The organism is Pseudomonas sp. BP11-1-1 (assembly GCF_052112105.1).
Lineage (GTDB): Bacteria > Pseudomonadota > Gammaproteobacteria > Pseudomonadales > Pseudomonadaceae > Aquipseudomonas > Aquipseudomonas alvandae.
The window spans coordinates 12,740-34,243 of record NZ_JAUTYU010000023.1; the positions used below are offsets into that span (position 1 = coordinate 12,740).

Here is a 21,504-nt window from a genome sequence, read left to right on the forward strand (position 1 = left end):
GCTCGCGATGGCGGCCCCACATTCAACCTGAGTATTGGCTGTGATACCGCTATCGCGAGCAAGCTCGCTCCCACATGGGATTGTGTTGTTACTGGACCAGCGAACCACGCAGCGAGTGCGGTTGCGCGGCGTCGATGTGCACGTCGGCGAACTGGCCGATCAAGGCCGGCGTGTCGCAACGGAAGTTGACGATGCGGTTGTTCTCGGTGCGGCCCTGCAATTCACCCGGGTCTTTTTTCGAGTAATCGGTGACCAGGATCCGCTGGACCGAACCGACCATTTGTCGGCTGATCTCGAAACCCTGTTGGTTCAGGCGGTGCTGCAAGGCGTTGAGTCGTTCCTTTTTGACTTCTTCCGGGGTTTCGTCCGCGAGATCGGCCGCCGGGGTCCCGGGGCGTTGGCTGTAGACGAAAGAATAGGAGAAGTCGAAGCCCACGTCTTCGATCAGCTTCATGGTTTGCTGGAAGTCTTTCTCGGTTTCGCCAGGGAAGCCGACGATAAAGTCCGAACTGATGCAGATGCCCGGCACGGCGGCGCGCAGCTTGCGCAGTTTGGATTTGTATTCCAGCGCCGTGTGGTTGCGCTTCATGGCGGCGAGGATCCGGTCGGAGCCCGATTGCACTGGCAGGTGCAGGTGCTTGACCAGCTCCGGGACCTCGGCGTGGGCCTGGATCAGGCTGTCGGAGAATTCCAGCGGATGGGACGTGGTGTAGCGGATTCGGTCGATACCGTCCACCGCCGCCACCACGCGGATCAGCTCGGCGAGATCCGCCAGGCGCCCGTCATGGGTCAGGCCGCGATAGCCATTGACGTTCTGCCCCAGCAAGGTCACTTCGCGCACGCCGTTTTCGGCCAGGTGGATGATCTCTGCGATCACGTCGTCGAACGGCCGGCTGACTTCTTCGCCGCGGGTATAGGGCACTACGCAGAACGTGCAGTACTTGCTGCAGCCCTCCATCACCGAGACATAGGCGCTGGGACCGTCGATACGCGGCTCGGGCAGGTGGTCGAATTTTTCGATCTCGGGGAACGAAACGTCGACTTGCGGCAATTTGGTTACGCGCGCGGCGTCGATCATTTCCGGCAGGCGGTGCAAGGTCTGCGGGCCGAAGACTACGTCCACGTACGGTGCACGATCGCGAATCGCCGCGCCTTCCTGGCTGGCCACGCAACCGCCCACGGCGATGACCATCTCCGGGTTGGCGAGCTTCAGTTCGCGCCAGCGGCCCAGTTGGGAGTACACCCGGTCCTGGGCACGTTCGCGGATCGAACAGGTGTTGAGCAGGATCACGTCCGCGTCTTCGGCGCGGGCGGTGACTTCCAGGGCCTGGTGTTCGCCCAGCAGATCGACCATGCGCGAGCTGTCGTACTCGTTCATCTGGCAACCGTGGGTTTCGATGTAAAGCTTCTTGGCCATGGACGGGTTCATCACGTGATTCAAAGAACCGCGCATTATAGGGAACAAGTCCCGCTGTTCCTACCGCTGTGCGAGCAGTGGCTATGCTATAGTTCGCGCCCTCATTTTTTACCCGCCGATGTGTTTCGCCAGCCATGACCAAACGTGAAGCTCCAATCTACAAGGTGATTTTCCTCAACCAGGGCCAGGTGTTCGAAATGTACGCCAAGCAGATCTATCAAAGTGATCTGTGGGGTTTCCTGGAAGTCGAGGAATTCGTCTTTGGCGAGCGCACGCAAGTGGTCGTCGACCCGAGCGAAGAAAAGCTCAAGGCACAATTCGAAGGCGTGGTGCGCAGCTTCGTGCCAATGCATTCGATCGTGCGCATCGATGAGGTGGAGCGCCTCGGCACGCCAAAAATCAGCGAAGCCCGCGGCGCGGTCGGCAATGTGATGCCGTTTCCGATGCCGATGCCTGAGAAGTAGGATTCAAGATCGGGTTGCTCCCAATCGCGAGCAAGCTCGCTCCCACAGTGGGGGCTTTGTGAACACAAGATTTGTGTACACCAGCGATCCAGTGTGGGAGCGAGCTTGCTCGCGATGAGGCCATCAAGGCCTGCGCAATAATCAGGGCAATGGCGAGAACGGCGTGCGCCCATCGGCGTTCTGCAATTCCATCAGGTATTTGCGAAAGATCTGCCCCAGCACCTGGGTCGCCACTTCGAGTTCGTCGCGGGGCATCTGCTCGGCGACTTCATCAGCGGTGTCCAATGCCTCTTCAGCGCCGTTGACCGCCGCCATCTTCAAGACGATATAAGCCTGGACATTGTTGGCCGGCACGCCTTCACCATGGAAGAACATGCCACCCAGCTTGTATTGCGCCTGGGCATGGCCTTGCAGCGAGGCTTTTTCGAAGTAGCTGAGGGCTTGCTTGAGGTCGCGGGGCGCGGCCTTGCCGTCGTAGTAGAACTCGCCCAACTCGTATTGCGCTTGCGCGTCGCCCGCGTCGGCCGCTTTTCGACAGGCGTCGAGTGCCGGTGCGAGATCTTGTGGCTGGGTGTTGAGCGTGCAACGGCCCATCGCCGGGATCAACAACGAGTTACCGCCTGCCTGTGCATTCGCGAGCAGGGGCTGAAGGAGCAACAGGCAGCCCAGGGCAAGGGTGCGGCCGGTGCGGTTCATGGGAATCGACTTACCTCTGAGGGGCGCGTGGACCCTCCGGGGGATCCAATAAGCGCGCATTATGAAATAAGCGGGGCCATCCTTACAAAGTCTTTACTCGTTTTTCTGCTGCGATGGAACGGCAGGAACGGCTTATGGGGCAAATATGTAGGAAAACAACGCGGGTTACATGGGCAATCGCTGACGCTGGTGTGAGCCAGCGTCAGTTATCCACAGGCTTATTTCAGCGCCGCGAAGGCGCGCTCGGCCGCGTCGAGTGTGATCTTCAACTCGGCGTCGCCATGGGCGATGGAGGTGAAGCCGGCTTCGAACGCGCTCGGCGCGAGGTAGACGCCACCTTCGAGCATCAGGTGGAAGAAGCGCTTGAAGCGGTCAGAGTCGCTGGCCATCACGTCGTCGAAGGTCACGATGTCATCGGCGCCACTGAAATACAGGCCGAACATGCCACCGGCCTGGGTGGTGACGAACGGAATGCCCGCCGCATCGGCACGTACCTGCAAGCCATCGAGCAGGCGCGTGGTGAAGTCGGTCAATTCGGCATGGAAACCCGGGCGGCTGATCAGGCGCAGGGTGGTCAGGCCGGCAGCCATGGCCAGCGGGTTGCCCGACAGCGTGCCGGCCTGGTAGACCGGGCCCAGCGGTGCGATGCACTCCATGATCGCGCGCTTGCCGCCGAAGCAGCCCACCGGCATGCCGCCGCCGATGATCTTGCCGAAGGTGCTCAAGTCCGGCGTCACACCGTAATGGGCCTGGGCGCCGCCGAGGGCGACGCGGAAACCGGTCATCACTTCATCGAAAATCAACACCACGCCATGCTGGTCGCACAGGCTGCGCAGGCCTTCGAGGAAGCCTGGCGCCGGCGGCACGCAGTTCATGTTGCCGGCCACCGGCTCAACGATGATGCAGGCCACTTCCTGGCCGACTTCGCCGAGCATCTTCTCGACTTCTTCGAGATCGTTGAACGGCAACGTCAGGGTGTGTTTGGCGAACGCCGCCGGCACGCCCGCCGAGCTGGGCACGCCTTGGGTCAGCGCGCCGGAACCGGCCTTGACCAGCAGGCTGTCGGAATGGCCGTGGTAGCAGCCTTCGAACTTGATGATGCTGTCGCGACCGGTGTAGCCGCGGGCCAGGCGAATCGCGCTCATCGTCGCTTCGGTGCCGGAGCTGACCATGCGCACCATTTCCATCGACGGCACGATGGAGCAGACCAGGTCGGCCATTTCGGTTTCCATCGCCGTCGGCGCGCCGTAGGACAGGCCGTGTTCCAGCTGCTTGCGCACGGCATCCAGCACGTCAGGATGGCTGTGGCCGAGGATCATCGGACCCCACGAACCCACATAGTCGACGTAGCGCTTGTCGTCTTCGTCGGTGACGTATGCGCCTTCGGCATGCTTGAAGAACAGCGGGGTGCCGCCGACGCTCTTGAACGCACGAACGGGCGAGTTCACGCCGCCGGGGATGTGTTTCTGGGCGTTGGCAAACAGGGTTTCGGAACGGGACATGGTTGGGCTCTCGAAAACGGAAATGACTATTTGATGAGCAGCAGGTCGTTGAAGGCGCGGGCGCGGCGCGTCACTTCAGCGGTGCTGTCGGCGCCGAACAGGCCATGAACCACCGCGAGCAGATCGACCCCGTGGGCCACCAGCGGGGCGGCGTTTTCCAGGGTGATGCCGCCGATCGCGCAAATCGGTACATGCAATTTGATGCGGGCCTGTTCGAGCAGTTCAAGGTTTGCGCTGGGCGCGCCGGGCTTGGTGCTGGAGTTGAAGAAGCGCCCGAACGCGACATAGCTGGCGCCTTCGTTGACGGCCTGTTCGGCCAATTCCAGGCTGGCGTGGCAGGTGGAGCCGACGATTGCCTTGTGGCCCAGCAACGCCCGCACCGGTGCCAACGGGCCATCGGTCTGGCCCAGGTGGACGCCGACGCCGAGGCGCGCGGCCAGTTCGGCGTCATCGTTGATGATCAGTTGGGTCTTGTAGCGCTCGCACAGGTTGCGCAGGGCTTCGGCTTCCCGCAGGCGCCGGGCCTCGTCGCTGCTTTTGTCGCGGTATTGCAGCAACGTCACGCCGCCTTCCAGCGCCGCTTCGACATAAGCGAGGAATTTGCCGGCCAGCAACTGGCTATCGGTGACGGCATAAAGGCCACGTAATTTCATTCCAAGGCTCCTGTGCTACGAGCAGAAATCCAGCGGCAGGCGACGCGGTACGAACTGGCCTTTGCCCAGTTGCTCGGCGTCGCGCAGGGTGCGCCAGGTGTAGTCCAGCGCTGTCTTGACCGCGCTGGCGAGCTGTTCGCCCTGAGCCAGCCGGCCGGCAATGGCGCTGGCGAGGGTGCAACCGGAACCGTGGTAGCTGCCGGGCAAGCGCTGGCAGGTGAACGTTTCGCGGTGCCCGTCACGGCTGTACAGGCGATTATGGACTTCATGTTCGTCGCCGTGACCGCCGGTGATCAGCAGGTGCTTGACGAAGGGCAGCAGTTTTTCGGCGCATTCATCGGCGCTGCCTTCTGGCAGTTCGGCGAGGATGCGCGCTTCGGGCAGGTTGGGCGTGGCGATGATCGCCAGCGGCAGCAGGCGTTCGCGCATGGCGTAGCCGACTTCATCCTTGCCTAGCCGGCCACCGCCACCGGCGCGCAGCACCGGGTCGCAGACCATCGGCAGATGGGGGTGCGCCTGGAGCAGCTCGACCACCGTGTCGACCATTTCCAGCGAGCCGAGCATCCCCAGCTTGACCGCCGCCACGGGCGAATCGTTGAGCACGGCATTGGCTTGCGCCAGCACCCACTCGCGATCGAGTACGCGGAAATCGCTGACGTTGACAGTGTCTTGCACGGTCAACGCGGTAACCGCCGGGGCGGCATGACAGCCCTGGGCGAGCAGGGCTTCGATATCTGCCTGCAAGCCGGCGCCACCACTGGGGTCGTGGCCGGAGAGACAGAGGACAACGGGGCGAGAGCTGTAGATATTCATGGTGCGCGAGCTTATCACCAAACCCCACCGATCGGCGCGCACCTCTGTTGATGCAAGTCGTCTGTGGCGAGGGGATTTATCTGTGGCGAGGGGATTTATCCCCGTTGGGGTGCGAAGCGCCCCCATTCAAACTGGCTGGTATACCGCGGCGACAGTTATTGGGGCTGCTGTGCAGCCCAGCGGGGATAAATCCCCTCGCCACAATAGAACTCCGCGCCGACGAAATTGTGACCTGACCAAAGCAACAGCTCTATCTCAATGCTTGGCGCTGAGACGCCCGTCCTAGAGCCTTTTGTCTGAAAAATTTCCATGGTGCAAATTGGCCATCAACGGCTATGCTAGGGATGGATCCAACCAATAACAGGTAATGCCGGTGTTACGTCTACTCAGGGAATGGGGGGCTTCCTGACTCAACCGGACAGGCCACGCTGGGGCTTAAATGCGCTATTTGCTGATGTTGCTGTTGTGCTTGTCCCCCTTGGCAAGCGCCCTCGAATTTGATGAATTTACCCAGAGCCTGCCCTTGGGCCATGCCCTGCAAGTCTTTGAAGACGCCAGCGGCACGGCTTCCATTGATGACGTCCTGGCCCAGGCCGCGACCGGTCGCTTCAAACCCCATGAAAAAGCCACGTTGAACGCGGGTTATTCGCGCTCGGTGTTCTGGCTGAAAATCGATTTGCACTATCGTCCCGGCAATCCCGACGCCCAGCGCACCTGGCTGTTGGAGCTGGCATATCCACCGTTGGATCACCTGGACCTGTATCTGGCCGATGGCACCGGAGCCTATCGCCTGGTCCGCCAGACGGGCGACGCGCTGCCGTTCGCCAGCCGGGAGATCCGCCAGAACAATTATCTGTTCAGCCTGGATTTCCAGCCCGATCAACACCAGACCGTCTACCTGCGACTGCAAAGCGAGGGCTCGATCCAGGCGCCGCTGACGTTGTGGTCGAGCACCGCTTATCTGGAACAACAGCCGTTGCGCCTGTATGTGCTGGGGATCATTTATGGCGTGTTGCTGGGCATGCTGGTCTACAACCTGTTCATTTACCTGAGCGTGCGCGACACCAGCTACCTGTATTACATCTTCTACATTGCCTCGTTCGGCCTGTATCAATTGTCGGTCAATGGCGCGGCGGTGGAGTATTTCTGGCCGGACAACCCCTGGTGGGCCAACGCCGCGACGCCGTTCTTCATCGGCTGCGCGGGCCTGTTCGGCAGCCAGTTCGCCCGGAGCTTCCTGCAGACCGCGCAACACAGCCGCTGGCTCGACCGGTTGCTGCTGGCACTGATTGCCTACGGCGCCGTGGTGGTGGGCTTGTCATTGATGACCAGCTACGCCCTGGCGTTGCGCCTGGCAACGGCATTGGCGCTGGTGTTCACTGTGGTGATTTTCGCCGCCGGGCTGTTCGCCTGGTGGCGTGGCCTGCGGGTCGCGCGTTATTTCATCATCGCCTGGTCGGCGTTCCTGCTGGGCGGCATCGTCAACACAATGATGGTGCTCGGTTATCTGCCGAACATCTTCCTGACCATGTACGCCAGCCAGATTGGCTCGGCCATCGAGGTGGCGCTGTTGTCCCTGGCCCTGGCCGACCGCATCAACGCCATGCGCGAGCAGCAGGCCCAGACGCTGTTCGACGCCGGGCAGAAACTGGAAGTGCTCAACCAACAACTGGCCCATGGCAACAAACTCAAGGATGAATTCCTCGCCACCTTGACCCATGAGTTGCGCACGCCGATGAACGGCGTGATCGGCTCGCTGGAGTTGATGGAAACCGTCGAAATGGACGAGGAGTTGACCCAGTACCAACAGACCGCCGCCGGTTCGGCGCGGGACATGATGCGCATGGTCAACGGCATCCTTACGCTCACCGAGTTGCAGGCCGGCAAACTCAAGGTCTACCCGGCGCCGTTCAGCCTGCGCGGTGTGATTGACGCGTTGCAGGTGCAGTTCGGTGCCAACGCGGCGGCCAAGGGCCTGGATTTCAAGGTCGACATAAACCCCGGCCTGGCAGACCGGCTGTTGGGTGACAGCGGCAAACTGGCCCAGTGCCTGGAATGCCTTCTGGACAACGCCATCAAGTTCACCCGCTCCGGCGGCGTCGCGTTGCGGGTCAGCGGGCGTCCGTCGGAGCTCGATCGCCTGGTGTTGTCCTTCGCCGTGATCGACACCGGTATCGGTTTCACCGACCTTGGCGAGGCAACCTTGTACCAGCGTTTTTTCCAGCTCGACGGTTCGATGACCCGCGAATACGGCGGCCTCGGTGTGGGCTTGGCGATCTGCCGCCAACTGGTCGAATTGCTCGGCGGGCGGCTGACCCACACCTCCGAGCCGGGGCGCGGCAGCCGTTTCCAGCTGGACGTGGCGTTCGACATCGCGTTGCCGGCGGGTGTCCCGAGCCCTTTTTCGTTCAGCGGGCGCCGGGATTCGCGTGAGCCCCAGGATTGCACGGTGCTGTTGGCGGATGACAACAACATCGATCAGTTGGTCATGCGCGGCATGCTGCTCAAGCTGGGCTACCGGGTGCGTACCGTCGACAGTGGTCGGGCTGCCTTGGATGTGCTGCAGGTCGAAAGTTTTGACGCAGTGCTCCTCGATTGCCAGTCATCGCCCCAGGATGGCGTGTCAGTCGGCTGCCAGATTCGGGCGCTGGCCGGTTGCGAGGATTTGCCCGTGCTGGTAGCCAGTCCGCGTCATGATGCAGCTTGCTGCCCTTCGGGAGCCTTGATCGACTATCTGGGCAAACCGGTGAAATTCGAGGTCTTGCAAGCCGTTTTGCAGCGGCGAGTACTTTGTCCGAAACAGGGTGAAAGCGCCGATATTTAGGCGGGTATGCCACTTTGATCGATCAGGAGGCGATGCTTAACTGAATCCCTGCTGGCCGGCCAAGGAGCCCCGTCATGAACCTGCACCAGTTCGCCGAAACCCACGACGTCACCAATCAGCCGCCGTCCCTGGACGGTGCCAACCTGTATCGCATCGACCTGCCGCTGCAACAGTGGTCGCAGCGTTTCGGCGCCGGTTGGGCGCAGGCGCGGATCGATGCCTACGGTGCGCTGGCGGGTGGGCCGCTGATGGAGGCCGGGTTCCTGGCCAACCAGAACAAACCGGTGTTTTCCAGTCATGACCGCTACGGCCATCGCATTGACCTGGTGGAGTTTCATCCCGCGTATCACCAGTTGATGCGCACCGCCATCGAGCATGGCCTGCCCAGCCTGCCGTGGGCTCATCCGCAACCCGGCGCCCATGTCGCCCGCGCTTCCATGACTTACCTGCACAGCCAGGCCGAAGCCGGCACTGGTTGTCCCTTGACCATGACCTTCGCCAGCGTGCCGGCGCTGCGCCTGCAGCCGGACCTGGCCGAGCGCTGGGTGCCGAAGGTGCTCGCCACCGAATACGACCCGCGTAACGTCGGCATGGCCCACAAGGCCGGGGTCACGCTGGGCATGGCGATGACCGAAAAACAGGGCGGCACCGATGTGCGGGCCAATACCACCAAGGCTTTTCCAGTGGGTGCCAGCGGGCCGGGGCAGGCCTATGAACTGGTGGGGCATAAATGGTTCTGCTCGGCACCGATGTGCGATGCGTTCCTGACCCTGGCCCAGACCGACAAGGGTCTGAGCTGTTTCCTGCTGCCGCGCCATCGCCCGGACGACACGCGCAACCAGTTCTATATCCAGCGACTGAAAAACAAGCTGGGCAATTGTTCCAATGCGTCCAGCGAAGTCGAGTTCCGTGGCGCGCTGGCCTGGATGATCGGTGAAGAGGGCCGAGGCGTGCCGACGATCATCGAGATGGTCGCCATGACCCGCTTCGATTGCATGGTCGGCTCCAGCGCCCTGATGCGCCAGGCGCTGACCCAGGCCAGTCACCACTGCGCGCACCGCAAGGTCGGTGGCAAAGTCTTGAGCGAACAGCCACTGATGCAGAACGTGCTCGCCGACCTGGCGCTGGAAAGCGAATCTGCATTGGCCCTGAGCCTGCGCATGGGCCGGGCGCTGGACCATCTGGACGACGAGCACGAAGCCAAGTTCGCCCGACTGGTGACGGCGGTGGGCAAGTACTGGATCTGCAAGCGTGCCCCCGCAATGATCAACGAAGCCGCCGAATGCATGGGCGGCGCCGGCTACGTCGAAGACAGCATCCTGCCGCGCCTGTATCGGGAGGCACCGGTCAACTCGACGTGGGAAGGTTCAGGCAACGTGCAATGCCTCGATGTATTGCGCGCCTTGTCCAAGGAGCCAGGCGTGCTGGAAGTGCTGTTCAACGAACTGGGCGACGGTCATGGGGACAAGCGCCTGGCCGCCCATATCGACCAATTGCACGCGGCGTTCAAGGACACCGACGACATCCAGTACCGCGCCCGGCAATTGACCGAAGACATCGCCGTAGGCCTGCAAGCGAGGTTGCTGCTCGAAGCGGGGAACAGTGATGTCAGCGATGCCTTTATTGCCAGTCGCCTTGGATCCGGCGCCAGGGTCTACGGCGCATTGCCCCGTGGCTTGAATGTAGAGGCGATCGTTGCGCGCTCGACCCCGCAGGGTCTCTAGGATCAACACATCCCACAGAGGGTTTAGGCGGTACACAGGATTCGAGACACCACCAGACCCTGTGGGAGCGAGCCTGCTCGCGAAGGCGTCGGCAAATCCAACATATGCAGTGCCTGAAATACCGCTTTCGCGAGCAGGCTCGCTCCCACAGGTTTCCCATCGGCGAATACCCAATACGCCACTGTTCCCGTCGGACCACGATGCAGGCAAGATGAAGGCCTGCAAGTCAGAACACAGGAAGCTGATCGTGACCGAAGCGTTTATTGTCGTTCAAACCGCCGAACAAGCCGTGGATCGTCTCGCGGCCCTGCATGAGCGTGCGACCACCGCGCTGAACCAGGCGCTCAAGCGCTACCTCAAGGACCGCATCGAGCCGGATGCCGAGCAACGGGCCTTGTTTCGTTACCCGGCCCTGCGCCTGACCTACCATTGCCACGGCGAAGTCCCGCAAACCACCCGCGCCTACGCCAAGGTCCAATTGCCGGGCACTTACAGTGTCACCGTCACTCATCCATCCGCGTTCCGCAAATACCTGCTGGAACAGCTCGTGCCGTTGATGCACGACTTCACCGTCACGGTCGAGGTGGGCGTCAGCGAGCAGAACATTCCTTACCCGTACGTGGTTGAGCAGGGCGATGAGCTCGCTGGCTCCGGTGTCACCGCCGCCGTGCTGGCGCGGGTGTTCCCGAGCACCGACTTGTCGGCCGCCACCGATGGCATCGCCGATGGCCTCTACGATTGGGAAAACACCGACCCGTTGCCCCTGGCGCTGTTCGACGCCGCCCGGGTGGATTTCTCCCTGCGCCGGTTGGTGCACTACACCGGCAGCGACTGGCGCCATGTGCAGCCGTGGATCCTGCTGACCAACTACCACCGCTATGTCGACCAATTCATCGTCCATGGCCTTGAGCAATTGCGCAGCGACCCGCGTTTCGTGCGCATGGTCTTGCCGGGCAACGTGATCATCGACAAGAACATGGACCACGGCGAAGCCTCGGCCATCGCCGCCGGCGTGGTCTGGCACCGCTACCAGATGCCGGCCTATCACTTGCAGGCCAGCGACGGCCACGGCGTGACCCTGGTGAACATCGGCGTCGGCCCGTCCAACGCCAAGAACATCACCGATCACCTGGCCGTGCTGCGCCCGCATTGCTGGCTGATGATCGGACACTGCGGCGGCCTGCGGCAGTCCCAGACCATCGGCGATTACGTGCTGGCCCACGCCTACATGCGCCGCGATGGGATTCTCGACCGGGTGGTGCCGCCGAACATCCCGATCCCGGCCCTGGCCGAAGTGCAACTGGCGCTTCAGCAGGCGGCGGCGAACGTGACTGGCGAGAAAGGCGACGAGCTGAAAAAGCGCCTGCGCACCGGCACCGTGCTGACCTACGACGACCGCAACTGGGAGCTGCGCTGGGCCCAGGAGCGCCCGTTGATCAACCTGTCCCGCGCGGTGGCGGTGGACATGGAAAGCGGCACCATTGCCGCCCAGGGTTATCGTCTGCGGGTGCCTTATGGCACGTTGCTGTGCGTTTCGGACAAGCCGCTGCACAGCGAGATCAAGCTGCCGGGTTCGGCCAACGCTTTTTATGAGCGGGCGGTCAACCAGCACCTGAAGATCGGGATCGCGGCGGTGGACCTGCTGCGCACCGAGCTCAATTCGTTGCACTCGCGCAAGCTGCGCAGCTTCGACGAGCCGCCGTTCCGCTGATCGGATGGTGGTCATTTAACGGTCGGGCCACTAGCATGGTCGGCCCTGACCGTTAGATGTTGTCGCTGCCATGCCCCGTCCCCCACGTCCCGTTTCCCGCCGCCCTGGCGCGAAGCCTCCAGCCTCCGCCCCGCGCCGTGTGGCCAAGGCGCCTCCGGCCGAGCCGAAGCTGATCCTATTCAACAAACCCTTTGATGTGCTGACGCAATTCAGCGACGGCGAAGGGCGGGCGACGCTCAAGGATTTCATCGACGTGCCCGGCATCTACCCGGCCGGTCGCCTCGACCGCGACAGCGAAGGGCTGCTGTTGTTGACCAATGACGGACAACTGCAGGCGCGCATCGCCGATCCCAAGCACAAGCTGGCCAAGACGTACTGGGTGCAAGTCGAGGGCGAGCCGAGCGACGAACAGCTGCAGCGCCTGCGCGATGGCGTGGAATTGAACGATGGCATGACGCTGCCTGCCGAGGCCCGTCAACTGGACGAACCGCAATTGTGGCCGCGCAACCCGCCGGTGCGCTTTCGCAAAAGCGTGCCGACGAGCTGGCTGGAGCTGGTCATACGCGAAGGACGCAACCGCCAGGTACGACGCATGACCGCCGCGGTAGGCTTGCCGACCTTGCGCCTGGTGCGTGTCAGGATTGGCGACTGGACGCTCGAAGGGCTCGACCAGGGCCAGTGGAAGGAAGTGCCGGCGCGCTTATAACGCGCCGGATTCGATCAGGCCGATCACCACGCTCTTGATGACGAATGCCGCGACGCCGAGGCCCAGCACGAAAAACAGGATAAACGAGCCAAAGCGCCCGGCCTTGGACTTCTTCGCCAGGTCCCAGACGATGAAACCCATGAAAATGATCAGGATGCTGACCAGGCCGGTCATCATCCACTCTTCGAAAACAGCAGGATCCATCGGGGCACTCCGGCGTTGGCGGGGTTGGAAAGGCGGGGCGAGTATACGGCACGGCGGCAGGGCGCAGGATTGGGCTGCGACGGTGTGTCGCAGCTGTTCATCTGAACTCGGACTCAGCAGCGCTTGAATTGACTGTGGGAGCGGGCTTGCTCGCGAAAGCGGTCTGTCAATCAGCAAAAATGTTGAATGTGCCGTCGTCTTCGCGAGCAAGCCCGCTCCCACAGTAGATGGGCATGAAAGCGGTTAGCTGCGCAGATGCGTCAACGGTAATTCAGTGCTGTTTAGCACCTGATTCAACACAAAACTCGAGCGCACGCTGGTGACCCCTTCGATTCGGGTCAGGTGCCCCAGCAACAGTTTCTGGTAATGGTCCATGTCCGGCACCACCACCTTGAGCTGGTAGTCCGCGTCGATGCCGGTCACCAGGCTGCACTCCAGTACTTGCGGCAGGCTGCGGATCGCGGCTTCGAAGGTCTCGAAGCGATCGGGGGTATGGCGGTCCATGCCGATCAGCACGTAGGCCGTCAGGCTCAGGCCCAGCATCTTGCGGTCGAGCAGGGCGACCTGGCGGGTGATGTAGCCGTCGTCCTCCAGTTGCTTGACCCGCCGGGAGCACGGGGAGGGCGACAAGCCGATGCGCTCGGCCAATTCCTGGTTGGAGATACGCGCGTCGCGCTGCAATTCCGCCAGAATGCTCAGGTCGTAACGGTCGAGTTTGCTCATCGAGCGGGCCTTTATTCGGTTAATTGCGGAAGATTATCCATCCAAGGGTAAAAATTGCGCAAGTGGTGTTTATTCAAGCAATCTTCGCAATCCCCTGCCGGCGCCCCGGGCTTATGCTTACCACCAAGATCACTGCTCGGACAAACAGTCCAGTGCAGCCCGCCCAATCCGGCCGGCTGCGGTCGCAGTACCCACCGGTACTGGCAGACCCCCGAGCTGCACACTGTCCAGAAGACGGCGTGAGGTGAGCCGACGTCATAAGCGTCGCGCACGGACGAAGTTCTCAAGGGGAGGCCGACGGGCCTCCCTTTTTTATGCCTGCGAAATAAACCCCGCGCCTGATAACCTGTCGCAGAACCGGCCTTGGCTTTTCCAGTCTTATTTGCAGGCCCCGAACCGTTGTGAGGAATTTCATGAAGTCGCGCATCTGGCGTTTGGCAGGTGTTGGTCTGTTGTGGGCAAGTGTCAGTGCGCAGGGAATGGCCGACGATCAGCAAAACCGTGGCGGCCCCGACGGTGGTCACGGCCAGGACGGACGAGGCGGCAACGGCCAGGGTTATTCAGGCCAGCCCAGGCAGCAAAGCAACGAGATCATCCGGGGCGATAACAGCCGACAGTTCGAGGTCAAGCCGCAATACCAGGGCGGACAACGCTACGAACGGCCGCCGCAGGACCCCAACGTCCAAGGTCGCCCGCCGCAGCAGCCACCGGGCAATCATTTGCCGATCCAGGGGCGGCCCGACAGCGTGACCCAGACCCGTGAACCGCAACCGGGGTACTACCGCGATATTCCGCGCCGCAACGACGGCTATCCGAACGGCGGGCCTCGTCCTGGTCATGAGGGGCGTCCCGAGCAACATTGGCCCGGTCGGCCGGACGGGCATGGCAATGGCTGGGGCCCGGGGCCACAGTATCGGCCTGGGTATGTGATCGATCGTTTCCCGGATCGCAACTACCGCGTGCCTTATCGCGGCCAGGATTATTTCTATTCCGGTGGCTACTGGTATCGCCCGCAAGGCCCGCGTTATGTCGTGGTCCAGCCGCCACGGGGGATTCGCACGCGCTATCTGCCGGACTATGCCCGTGAGGTCTGGATCGGCAGTTCGCTGTTCTTCCTTGCCGCCGGCGCGTATTACATCTACGAAGCCAATACCCAGGATTACGTCGTGGTCGAGGCGCCGGCCGCGAACCCGCAGCCACAACCCCAGGGCAACGGTTTTGACGTGGTGGCTTACCCGGCCAACGGCCAGTCTCCCGAGCAGGTCAACCAGGACGGCTACGATTGCTATCGCTGGGCGGTGCAGCAGAGTGGTTTCGATCCGCGCAACTACACCTACCCACCGGCGCCGGAGGTGGTGCAGACCTATCGCCAGGCCGAGGGGAGTTGCTTGAGTAGCCGTGGGTATCAGGTGACGTACTGAGGCGTGGCAAAGATCGTGCGGACGCTGCTTTTTGTGGCGAGGGGATTTATCCCCGCTGGGGTGCGAAGCGGCCCTGAACCTCCGCCTCGGTGTGCCAGGCAGATTGAGTTGGCTGCTTTGGGACTGCTTCGCAGTCCAGCGGGGATAAATCCGCTCGCCACAAGTTTGTGAGCCCGAGCTAGGCGCTGGTGGGCTTCACCACTTCCAGCGGATCCGCATGCACCAGCACCTCGGCCTTTGGATACGCGCGGTGAATCGCGTCGGCGGCCTGGTCGCTGATGCCGTGGGCGACTGACAAGGTCAGTTCCCCCGGCAATTCCAAGTGCAACTGCACGAACCAATGGTTGCCGGAGATCCGCGTGCGCAGGTCATGGGCACCGACCACGCCGGGTACGGCGCATGCCAGTTCCAGCATGTGCTGGCTGACGTCCGGCGGCAGTTCTTCATCCATCAGCACTGCAAGGCTCTCCCGGGCAATCTGCACCGCGCTCCACAGAATGTAGAGGGCGATGCCCAGGCCGAACCAGGCGTCGAGTTGATACCAACCGAACCCGGCCAGGACCAGCGCGACCAGGATGCTGCCGTTGAGCAACAAGTCCGAACGGTAATGCAGCGAATCGGCGCGCACCGCGTTGGAGCCGGTGGCGCGCACGACCCTATGCTGCAACGCCAGCAGCGCCAAGGTGAGCACCAGGGAAAACACGATCACGCCGACGCTCAGCCAAGGCGCTTCCACGGGCAACGGGTTTTTCAGCCGCTCGAAAGCCTGCAAGGCAATCAGCACCGCACTGCCGCCGATAAACAGCGCCTGGGCCATGCCCGCCAAGGACTCGGCCTTGCCATGCCCGTAGCGGTGATCGTCGTCGGCAGGGCGCAGCGCGTAATGCACCGCCAGCAGATTGAGCAACGAAGTGACGCCGTCCAGCGCCGAGTCGGTCAGGCCGGCGAGCATGCTCACCGAACCACTCGACCACCAGGCCAGCGCCTTGGCGGCGACAAGGATAAGCGCCACGGCCACCGACGCCCGGGTGGCCAGGCGTAGCAGGCGAGCGTGTTCGGCACCAGTGGTCATGACGCGATCATCCTTGGGTTGCTTCAAGCAGCGGGTTTCAGACCGAGGGTGGCCAGTTGTTGAACGTTGCCCTTGTGCTGGATCAGGCGTGGATCGTCCAGCGGGAAGCTGCGGCCCAGTTCGCTTTCAAGGATGGCTTGCAGCTTGTGATTATTGACCGTGCCGTCGGGGTTGATGGCTGGCTTGAGTTTCTCCGGGTCGATCTGGACGCTCTTGCCCGGCTCGAAATAAATCGCGCCGGTGGCGAAGTCCACGGCAAAGGCGATCAGGCCGGGGATGATGTAGAACAACAGGCCGACGGCATCGAGCGCGGCGATGGCCGGGTCGATCTTGCCTTCGATCTGGCCGCGACGGTCCGGGTAGAAGATCGAGCCACAGGCGCTGATCTGGGTCAGCAGGGTGGCGACCAGGACGCCGCCGATCACGCGATAGGGAATACGCATAGCAATCTCCTGAGCAGGTATGGGCGTTGCTGGTTGGAGTCCAGACCACGCTAAACAGTTCGCCGTTATACTCGGCCCTCTGTTTTGGAGCCAGCATGATTTCCTTGCCGATTGATGAAGTTTTACCCGCGCTGCGCCAAGCCCTGGCCAAGCGCCACGAAGCGGTGCTCGAAGCGCCCCCTGGCGCCGGTAAAACCACCCGAGTTCCCCTGGCCCTGTTGAACGAGTCCTGGCTGGCCGGGCAGACCATCCTCATGCTCGAACCCCGGCGCCTGGCGGCACGGGCGGCGGCCGAGCGGCTGGCCAGCGAGCTGGGGGAAAAGGTCGGCGAAACCGTCGGCTACCGGATTCGCCTCGACAGCAAGGTGGGCCCCCATACGCGCATTGAAGTGGTCACCGAAGGCATCCTCACCCGCCGCTTGCAGGACGACCCGGCCCTGGAAGGCGTGGGGCTGCTGATTTTCGATGAATTTCACGAGCGCAGCCTTGACGCTGATTTGGCGCTGGCCCTGAGCCTCAATGGCCGGGAGCTGTTTCGCGAAGAGCAGCCGCTGAAGATCCTGCTGATGTCCGCGACATTGGAAGGTGAGCGCCTGGCTGGACTGCTGGACGACGCGCCGATCCTGCGCAGCGAAGGGCGCATGTTCCCGGTGGCGGTGCGCTGGGGCCGGCCATTCCAGCCTGGGGAATTTATCGAGCCGCGACTGGTGCAGACCGTGCTCGAGGCGCTGCACGATGAAACCGGCAGCGTGCTGGTGTTCCTGCCTGGGCAAGCGGAAATCCGTCGCGTTCATCAACAATTGGCCGATGCCCTCGGCGACGGCGGCAACGTGTTGCTGTGCCCGTTGCATGGCGAACTGGACCTCGCTGCCCAGCGCGCCGCCATCGATCCGGCGCCGCCCGGCCAACGTAAAGTCGTGCTGGCCACCAACATCGCCGAGACGAGCCTGACCATCAACGGTGTGCGGGTAGTGGTGGACGCCGGGCTCGCCCGCGTACCGCGATTCGATCCGGGCAGCGGCATGACCCGTCTCGATACCCAACGCATCTCCCGGGCTAGCGCGACCCAACGGGCCGGTCGAGCCGGGCGCCTGGAACCAGGGGTGTGCTATCGGTTGTGGTCCGAAGACCAGCACGAACAGTTGGCCGCCTACGGCAGCGCCGAGATTCTTTCGGCGGACCTGGCCGGGTTGGCCCTGCAATTGGGGCGTTGGGGCGTGACGCCGCAGCAGTTGGTGTGGCTCGACGTTCCGCCGACCGCCGCGTATGCCCAGGCCCAGGATCTGTTGCAACGTCTCGGCGCACTCGATGGCGGCCAACTGACCCGCCACGGCCAGGCCATGGCCGAGCTGCCGGCTCATCCACGTATCGCACACTTGCTGTTGCGTGGCCAGGCGCTGGGGTTGGCGGACATGGCTTGCAACGTGGCGGCGCTGCTTGGCGAGCGCGACATCCTGCGCGGCGCCGGCGCAGATCTGCACAGCCGTCTGGTCTTGTTGTCCGGCGAGGAGCGAGCGGCACGCGGCGCCCAAGGTGGCGTGCAGCGGGCCCGGCAATTGGCCCGGCAATATCGCGGCTATCTACGGGGCAAGGCCGGGGAAGCCGTCGCCGATCCCGATCATCCACGCTGGCTCGGTGCATTGTTGGCGTTGGCCTATCCGGATCGTGTCGCCCAGCAACGGCGCCCCGGCGGTGCGGAGTATCGCCTGGCCAATGGTCGTGCGGCGCTGTTCGCCGAGGCGGATAGCCTGATGAAACAAGCGTGGCTGGTGATCGCCGAATTGGGCAGTCGCCAGGGCCAGCGGGAGGAGCGGATTTACCTGGCGACGGATTTCGACCCGGCGCTGTTCGATTCAGTGCTGGCCGAGCAGGTGCAGACGGTCGATCAACTGGACTGGGACGAGCGCGAAGGCGTGCTGCGGGCCGAACGCCAGCGCAAGGTCGGCGAACTGGTGCTCAGCCGCGAGCCGCTGGCCGGGCTGGATGAAGCAGCCCGCAGCCAGGCGCTGGTCAACCTGGTGCGGCGCAAGGGCCTGGAGCTGCTGCCGTGGACGCCGGAGTTGCGGCAATGGCAAGCGCGCGTGGCGCTGTTGCGCCGGCTCGACCTGGAGGCCAAGGGCGAAAGCGAATGGCCGGATGTCAGCGACACGGCATTGCTGGGCAGTCTCGAGGATTGGTTGATGCCGTATCTGGGACGCGTCTCTCGACTCAGTCATTTCGCGAACCTGGATTTGTCGAGCATCGTCCACAACCTGCTGCCCTGGCCTTTGCCGCAACGCCTGGACGAACAGGCGCCCCACCATTTGAACGTGCCTTCGGGATCGTCGATTCGCCTGGATTACAGCGAGCATCCGCCAATTCTTGCCGTGCGCTTGCAGGAGCTTTTCGGCTTGGCCGATACCCCGCGCATCGCCGGCGGACGGCAGGTGGTCAAGCTGCACCTGCTGTCGCCGGCGCGTCGGCCGGTGCAAGTGACCCAGGATTTGGCGAACTTCTGGCGCAGCACCTATGCCGAGGTGAAGAAGGATCTCAAGGGGCGCTATCCCAAGCATTACTGGCCGGATGATCCGTTGGTGGCGGAAGCGACGGCGCGGGTCAAGCCGCGCAAGTGAAAATCCCCGGCTTGGCCAGGGTCGCAGATGGTAAATTCACCGACGGATAAGCTGCTTTTCCACGCAGCCTCGGTTACTCAGCTCCAGATTTGGACATGTCATGGCAAAGAAACCCGCAACGCCCACCACTGAAGCATCGATGACAGCGGCCAACAAAGGGGCCAGCTTGACATTGATCGATGTGGCAAAGATTGCCGGGGTCTCGCCAATGACCGTTTCCAGGGCCTTGCATCGACCGGAGCTGGTGAGCGAGAACACGCGGGAAAAGGTCCGGGAGGCGGTGCGCCAGTCGGGTTATGTGCCAAACATGCTGGCCGGTGGCTTGGCGAGCAACAAAAGCCGCCTAGTGGCGATTTTCCTTCCCACTATCGCTAACTCCATTTTTGCAGACACCGTGCAATCGTTGATGGACCGCCTGACCCAGGCGGGCTATCAGACCCTGCTGGGCCTTACAGGCTATAGCGCAGAGCAGGAAGAAAAACTGTTGGAGGCGGTACTCGGCCGGCGTCCGGATGGCATCGTACTGACCGGTACGCTTCACACCGAATCAAGCCGCTTGCGCCTCGCTCAGGCGGGTATTCCCGTGGTTGAGGCCTGGGACTTGAGTGAGGACCCTTTAGACATGCTGGTGGGTTTTTCCCACGAAAAGGTGGGGGAGGAGACCGCGCGACACCTAGTGAAAAAGGGTTACAGGCGATTTTCCGTGGTGACCATCAGCGACCCCCGGGGTCTGCGCCGTTGCAACAGCCTTATCGCCGAGCTGAAACGCCAGGGAATCGAGCAAGTGCCCATGGAAATCCTGGCGCCACCTGCCACGCTCGAAGTCGGGCGAGAGGGGCTTCGGCGACTGCTGGACCAATCACCGCGGCCCGACATCGTGGTGTGCAGCTCGGACACCGTGGCTCAAGGCGTTTTGGCCGAAGCCGCCAGCCAAGGCTTGAATGTGCCCGGCGACCTTGCCGTCATGGGGTTCGGGGATCTGAGCAGTGCCGCGCAGGTCTACCCGGCGTTGTCGACTGTCAGCGTCGACGGCAAGCGCATCGGCTTGCAAGTGGCCGAGGCGCTGCTTGAGCGATTCGAAAACCCTTTGGCCCAGAAAACGGTGCGGATTGACACCGGTTTCACCTTGATCGACCGCGCGAGCACCTGAATTGAAAATCTGTTTATCGGTTGCCTTCGGTTGAATGATTGCGCAATCAGTGTAGTATCCATTCAAAGGTCTTCGGTTTTATCGAGCGAGGGCTTTTTTTTGATCAGCCTATGATTGCGCAATCATAGGCTGGCAGGAGCTTCCACACCTGAACGCTTTTCAATGTCCAAGGAGCGCACACATGTTCGTATCAAAAGACCTTCCCAAGTCCTCCGATGACGACCGTATTGCCTGGGTTCGTGTCGCTTCGGTGATCTTGCCGCTGGCCAATCCGATCAGTGATGCCAAGGTGCTTACCGGGCGGCAGAAACCGATGACCGAGATCGCCATCCTCTTCGCTGAAATTGAAACCCTCGAGGGGCATCGTGGCCTCGGCTTCAGTTACTCGAAACGTGCCGGCGGACCGGGGCAATTCGCCCATGCCAAGGAAATCGCCCCGGTGCTGATCGGCGAAAATCCGAGTGACATTTCCAAGCTCTGGACCAAACTCTGCTGGGCTGGCGCCTCGGTGGGCCGCAGTGGCATGTCGACCCAGGCTTTGGGGGCGTTCGACGTGGCGTTGTGGGACCTGAAAGCCAAGCGCGCCAACTTGTCGCTGGCCCGTTTGCTCGGCGCCCAACGCGATTCGGTGCGTTGCTACAACACCTCGGGAGGCTTTCTCCATACCCCGCTGGATCAACTGATGAAAAATACCGACGTGTCCCGCGAAAAGGGCATCGGCGGTATCAAGTTGAAAGTCGGACAACCGGATTGTGCCCTCGACATTGAGCGGGTCAGCACGGTGCGCAAGCACTTGGGTGACAACTTCCCGCTGATGGTCGATGCCAACCAGCAATGGGATCGGCCGACGGCCCAGCGCATGTGCCGCCAGTTCGAGGCGTACAACCTGATCTGGATCGAGGAGCCCCTGGACTGCTATGACGCCGAAGGCCACGCCGCGTTGGCACAACAATTCGATACGCCGATCGCCACGGGTGAAATGCTCACCAGCGTCGCCGAGCACGCCGAATTCATCAAGCTGCGCGGCGCGGACTTCTTGATGCCGGACGCGCCACGAGTGGGCGGCATCACCCCTTACTTGAAGGTCGCGTCGATGGCTGAGCAAGCGGGCCTGATGCTGGCCCCGCATTTCGCCATGGAACTGCACGTTCACCTGGCGGCAGCCTATCCGACCGAACCCTGGGTCGAGCACTTCGAATGGCTTGAGCCTTTGTTCAACGAGCGCCTGGAGACCCGTGACGGCCGGATGCTCGTCCCCACCCGTCCCGGTTTGGGGCTGACGCTCAGCGAACAAGTCAAGCCGTGGACGGTTCAGGAAACCGAGGTGGGTGCCCGTCCCTGAGGAATCTCCTCGGTTCGGCAGTGGATA

The 21,504-nt window shown here is 62.5% G+C and carries 18 protein-coding genes; 9 read left to right on the plus strand and 9 right to left on the minus strand.

All coding sequences use genetic code 11. The annotated features are described in order from the left end of the window. Nucleotides 1-88 precede the first annotated feature (88 nt). Nucleotides 89-1,417 carry a tRNA (N6-isopentenyl adenosine(37)-C2)-methylthiotransferase MiaB gene (miaB, locus tag Q7C33_RS26055; protein WP_030140358.1) on the minus strand — a complete coding sequence of 443 codons (1,329 nt, stop codon included), beginning with the start codon at nucleotides 1,415-1,417 and terminating at the stop codon, nucleotides 89-91. A gap of 134 nt (nucleotides 1,418-1,551) precedes the next feature. Between miaB and Q7C33_RS26060 the strand changes: the two genes are divergently transcribed. Next, on the plus strand, nucleotides 1,552-1,881 hold the full coding sequence (locus Q7C33_RS26060; RefSeq protein WP_003185742.1) for a DUF1820 family protein: 330 nt from the start codon (nucleotides 1,552-1,554) through the stop codon (nucleotides 1,879-1,881). Between the two features lie 141 nt (nucleotides 1,882-2,022). Here the strand turns inward: Q7C33_RS26060 and Q7C33_RS26065 are convergent, their stop codons facing one another. The 4 genes from Q7C33_RS26065 to Q7C33_RS26080 all read right to left on the minus strand — a co-directional run bounded on the left by Q7C33_RS26065 (nucleotide 2,023) and on the right by Q7C33_RS26080 (nucleotide 5,545). Next, entirely contained in the window at nucleotides 2,023-2,577 is a 555-nt protein-coding gene (locus tag Q7C33_RS26065) for a tetratricopeptide repeat protein (RefSeq protein ID WP_030140357.1), read from the minus strand. A gap of 218 nt (nucleotides 2,578-2,795) precedes the next feature. After that, nucleotides 2,796-4,079 (minus strand): glutamate-1-semialdehyde 2,1-aminomutase, encoded by a 1,284-nt coding sequence (hemL, locus tag Q7C33_RS26070; RefSeq protein WP_030140356.1) that lies wholly within the window; start codon nucleotides 4,077-4,079, stop codon nucleotides 2,796-2,798. A gap of 26 nt (nucleotides 4,080-4,105) precedes the next feature. Further along, nucleotides 4,106-4,732 (minus strand): thiamine phosphate synthase, encoded by a 627-nt coding sequence (gene thiE, locus Q7C33_RS26075; RefSeq protein WP_030140355.1) that lies wholly within the window; start codon nucleotides 4,730-4,732, stop codon nucleotides 4,106-4,108. Between the two features lie 15 nt (nucleotides 4,733-4,747). Beyond that, entirely contained in the window at nucleotides 4,748-5,545 is a 798-nt protein-coding gene (locus tag Q7C33_RS26080; RefSeq protein ID WP_030140354.1) for a hydroxymethylpyrimidine/phosphomethylpyrimidine kinase, read from the minus strand. 439 nt (nucleotides 5,546-5,984) lie between these two features. Here Q7C33_RS26080 and Q7C33_RS26085 point away from each other — a divergent pair, with 439 nt between their 5' ends. The 4 genes from Q7C33_RS26085 (at nucleotide 5,985) to Q7C33_RS26100 (ending at nucleotide 12,510) form a co-directional block, all read left to right on the plus strand. Further along, nucleotides 5,985-8,369 (plus strand): hybrid sensor histidine kinase/response regulator, encoded by a 2,385-nt coding sequence (locus Q7C33_RS26085; protein WP_407684374.1) that lies wholly within the window; start codon nucleotides 5,985-5,987, stop codon nucleotides 8,367-8,369. Between the two features lie 74 nt (nucleotides 8,370-8,443). Beyond that, nucleotides 8,444-10,093 carry an acyl-CoA dehydrogenase family protein gene (locus Q7C33_RS26090; protein ID WP_407684375.1) on the plus strand — a complete coding sequence of 550 codons (1,650 nt, stop codon included), beginning with the start codon at nucleotides 8,444-8,446 and terminating at the stop codon, nucleotides 10,091-10,093. A 211-nt stretch (nucleotides 10,094-10,304) separates the two neighbouring features. Further along, a complete protein-coding gene (gene amn, locus Q7C33_RS26095) occupies nucleotides 10,305-11,804 on the plus strand; it encodes an AMP nucleosidase (RefSeq protein ID WP_187293326.1) in 1,500 nt (499 codons plus the stop codon). Between the two features lie 139 nt (nucleotides 11,805-11,943). Further along, nucleotides 11,944-12,510, plus strand: coding sequence for a pseudouridine synthase (locus tag Q7C33_RS26100; protein WP_407684390.1), 567 nt, complete (start codon nucleotides 11,944-11,946; stop codon nucleotides 12,508-12,510). On the opposite strand, the gene Q7C33_RS26105 is transcribed toward Q7C33_RS26100, so the two are convergent. Next, complete coding sequence (locus tag Q7C33_RS26105; protein ID WP_003185724.1) at nucleotides 12,505-12,714, minus strand: DUF2788 domain-containing protein; 210 nt, start codon at nucleotides 12,712-12,714, stop codon at nucleotides 12,505-12,507. The two genes, Q7C33_RS26100 and Q7C33_RS26105, sit on opposite strands and share 6 nt — an antisense overlap. 243 nt (nucleotides 12,715-12,957) lie before the next feature. Then, nucleotides 12,958-13,437: an Lrp/AsnC family transcriptional regulator gene (locus tag Q7C33_RS26110; protein ID WP_030140349.1), complete on the minus strand. Its 480-nt coding sequence runs from the start codon at nucleotides 13,435-13,437 to the stop codon at nucleotides 12,958-12,960. Nucleotides 13,438-13,850: 413 nt separating this feature from the next. Between Q7C33_RS26110 and Q7C33_RS26115 the strand changes: the two genes are divergently transcribed. Next, nucleotides 13,851-14,858, plus strand: coding sequence for a DUF6515 family protein (locus tag Q7C33_RS26115; protein ID WP_407684376.1), 1,008 nt, complete (start codon nucleotides 13,851-13,853; stop codon nucleotides 14,856-14,858). Between the two features lie 178 nt (nucleotides 14,859-15,036). On the opposite strand, the gene Q7C33_RS26120 is transcribed toward Q7C33_RS26115, so the two are convergent. Beyond that, a complete protein-coding gene (locus Q7C33_RS26120) occupies nucleotides 15,037-15,930 on the minus strand; it encodes a cation diffusion facilitator family transporter (protein ID WP_407684377.1) in 894 nt (297 codons plus the stop codon). Between the two features lie 23 nt (nucleotides 15,931-15,953). Continuing rightward, the gene (locus Q7C33_RS26125; RefSeq protein WP_407684378.1) at nucleotides 15,954-16,373 is read right to left on the minus strand and encodes a polyribonucleotide nucleotidyltransferase; all 420 of its coding nucleotides are present in this window, start codon (nucleotides 16,371-16,373) and stop codon (nucleotides 15,954-15,956) included. 95 nt (nucleotides 16,374-16,468) lie between these two features. Here Q7C33_RS26125 and hrpB point away from each other — a divergent pair, with 95 nt between their 5' ends. From hrpB to Q7C33_RS26140, 3 genes are all read left to right on the plus strand, one after another. Then, nucleotides 16,469-18,985, plus strand: coding sequence for an ATP-dependent helicase HrpB (gene hrpB / locus Q7C33_RS26130; RefSeq protein WP_198796729.1), 2,517 nt, complete (start codon nucleotides 16,469-16,471; stop codon nucleotides 18,983-18,985). Between the two features lie 100 nt (nucleotides 18,986-19,085). Continuing rightward, entirely contained in the window at nucleotides 19,086-20,135 is a 1,050-nt protein-coding gene (locus tag Q7C33_RS26135; RefSeq protein ID WP_030140344.1) for a LacI family DNA-binding transcriptional regulator, read from the plus strand. Nucleotides 20,136-20,316: 181 nt separating this feature from the next. Continuing rightward, entirely contained in the window at nucleotides 20,317-21,477 is a 1,161-nt protein-coding gene (locus Q7C33_RS26140) for an L-talarate/galactarate dehydratase (RefSeq protein ID WP_030140343.1), read from the plus strand. Nucleotides 21,478-21,504 lie beyond the last annotated feature (27 nt).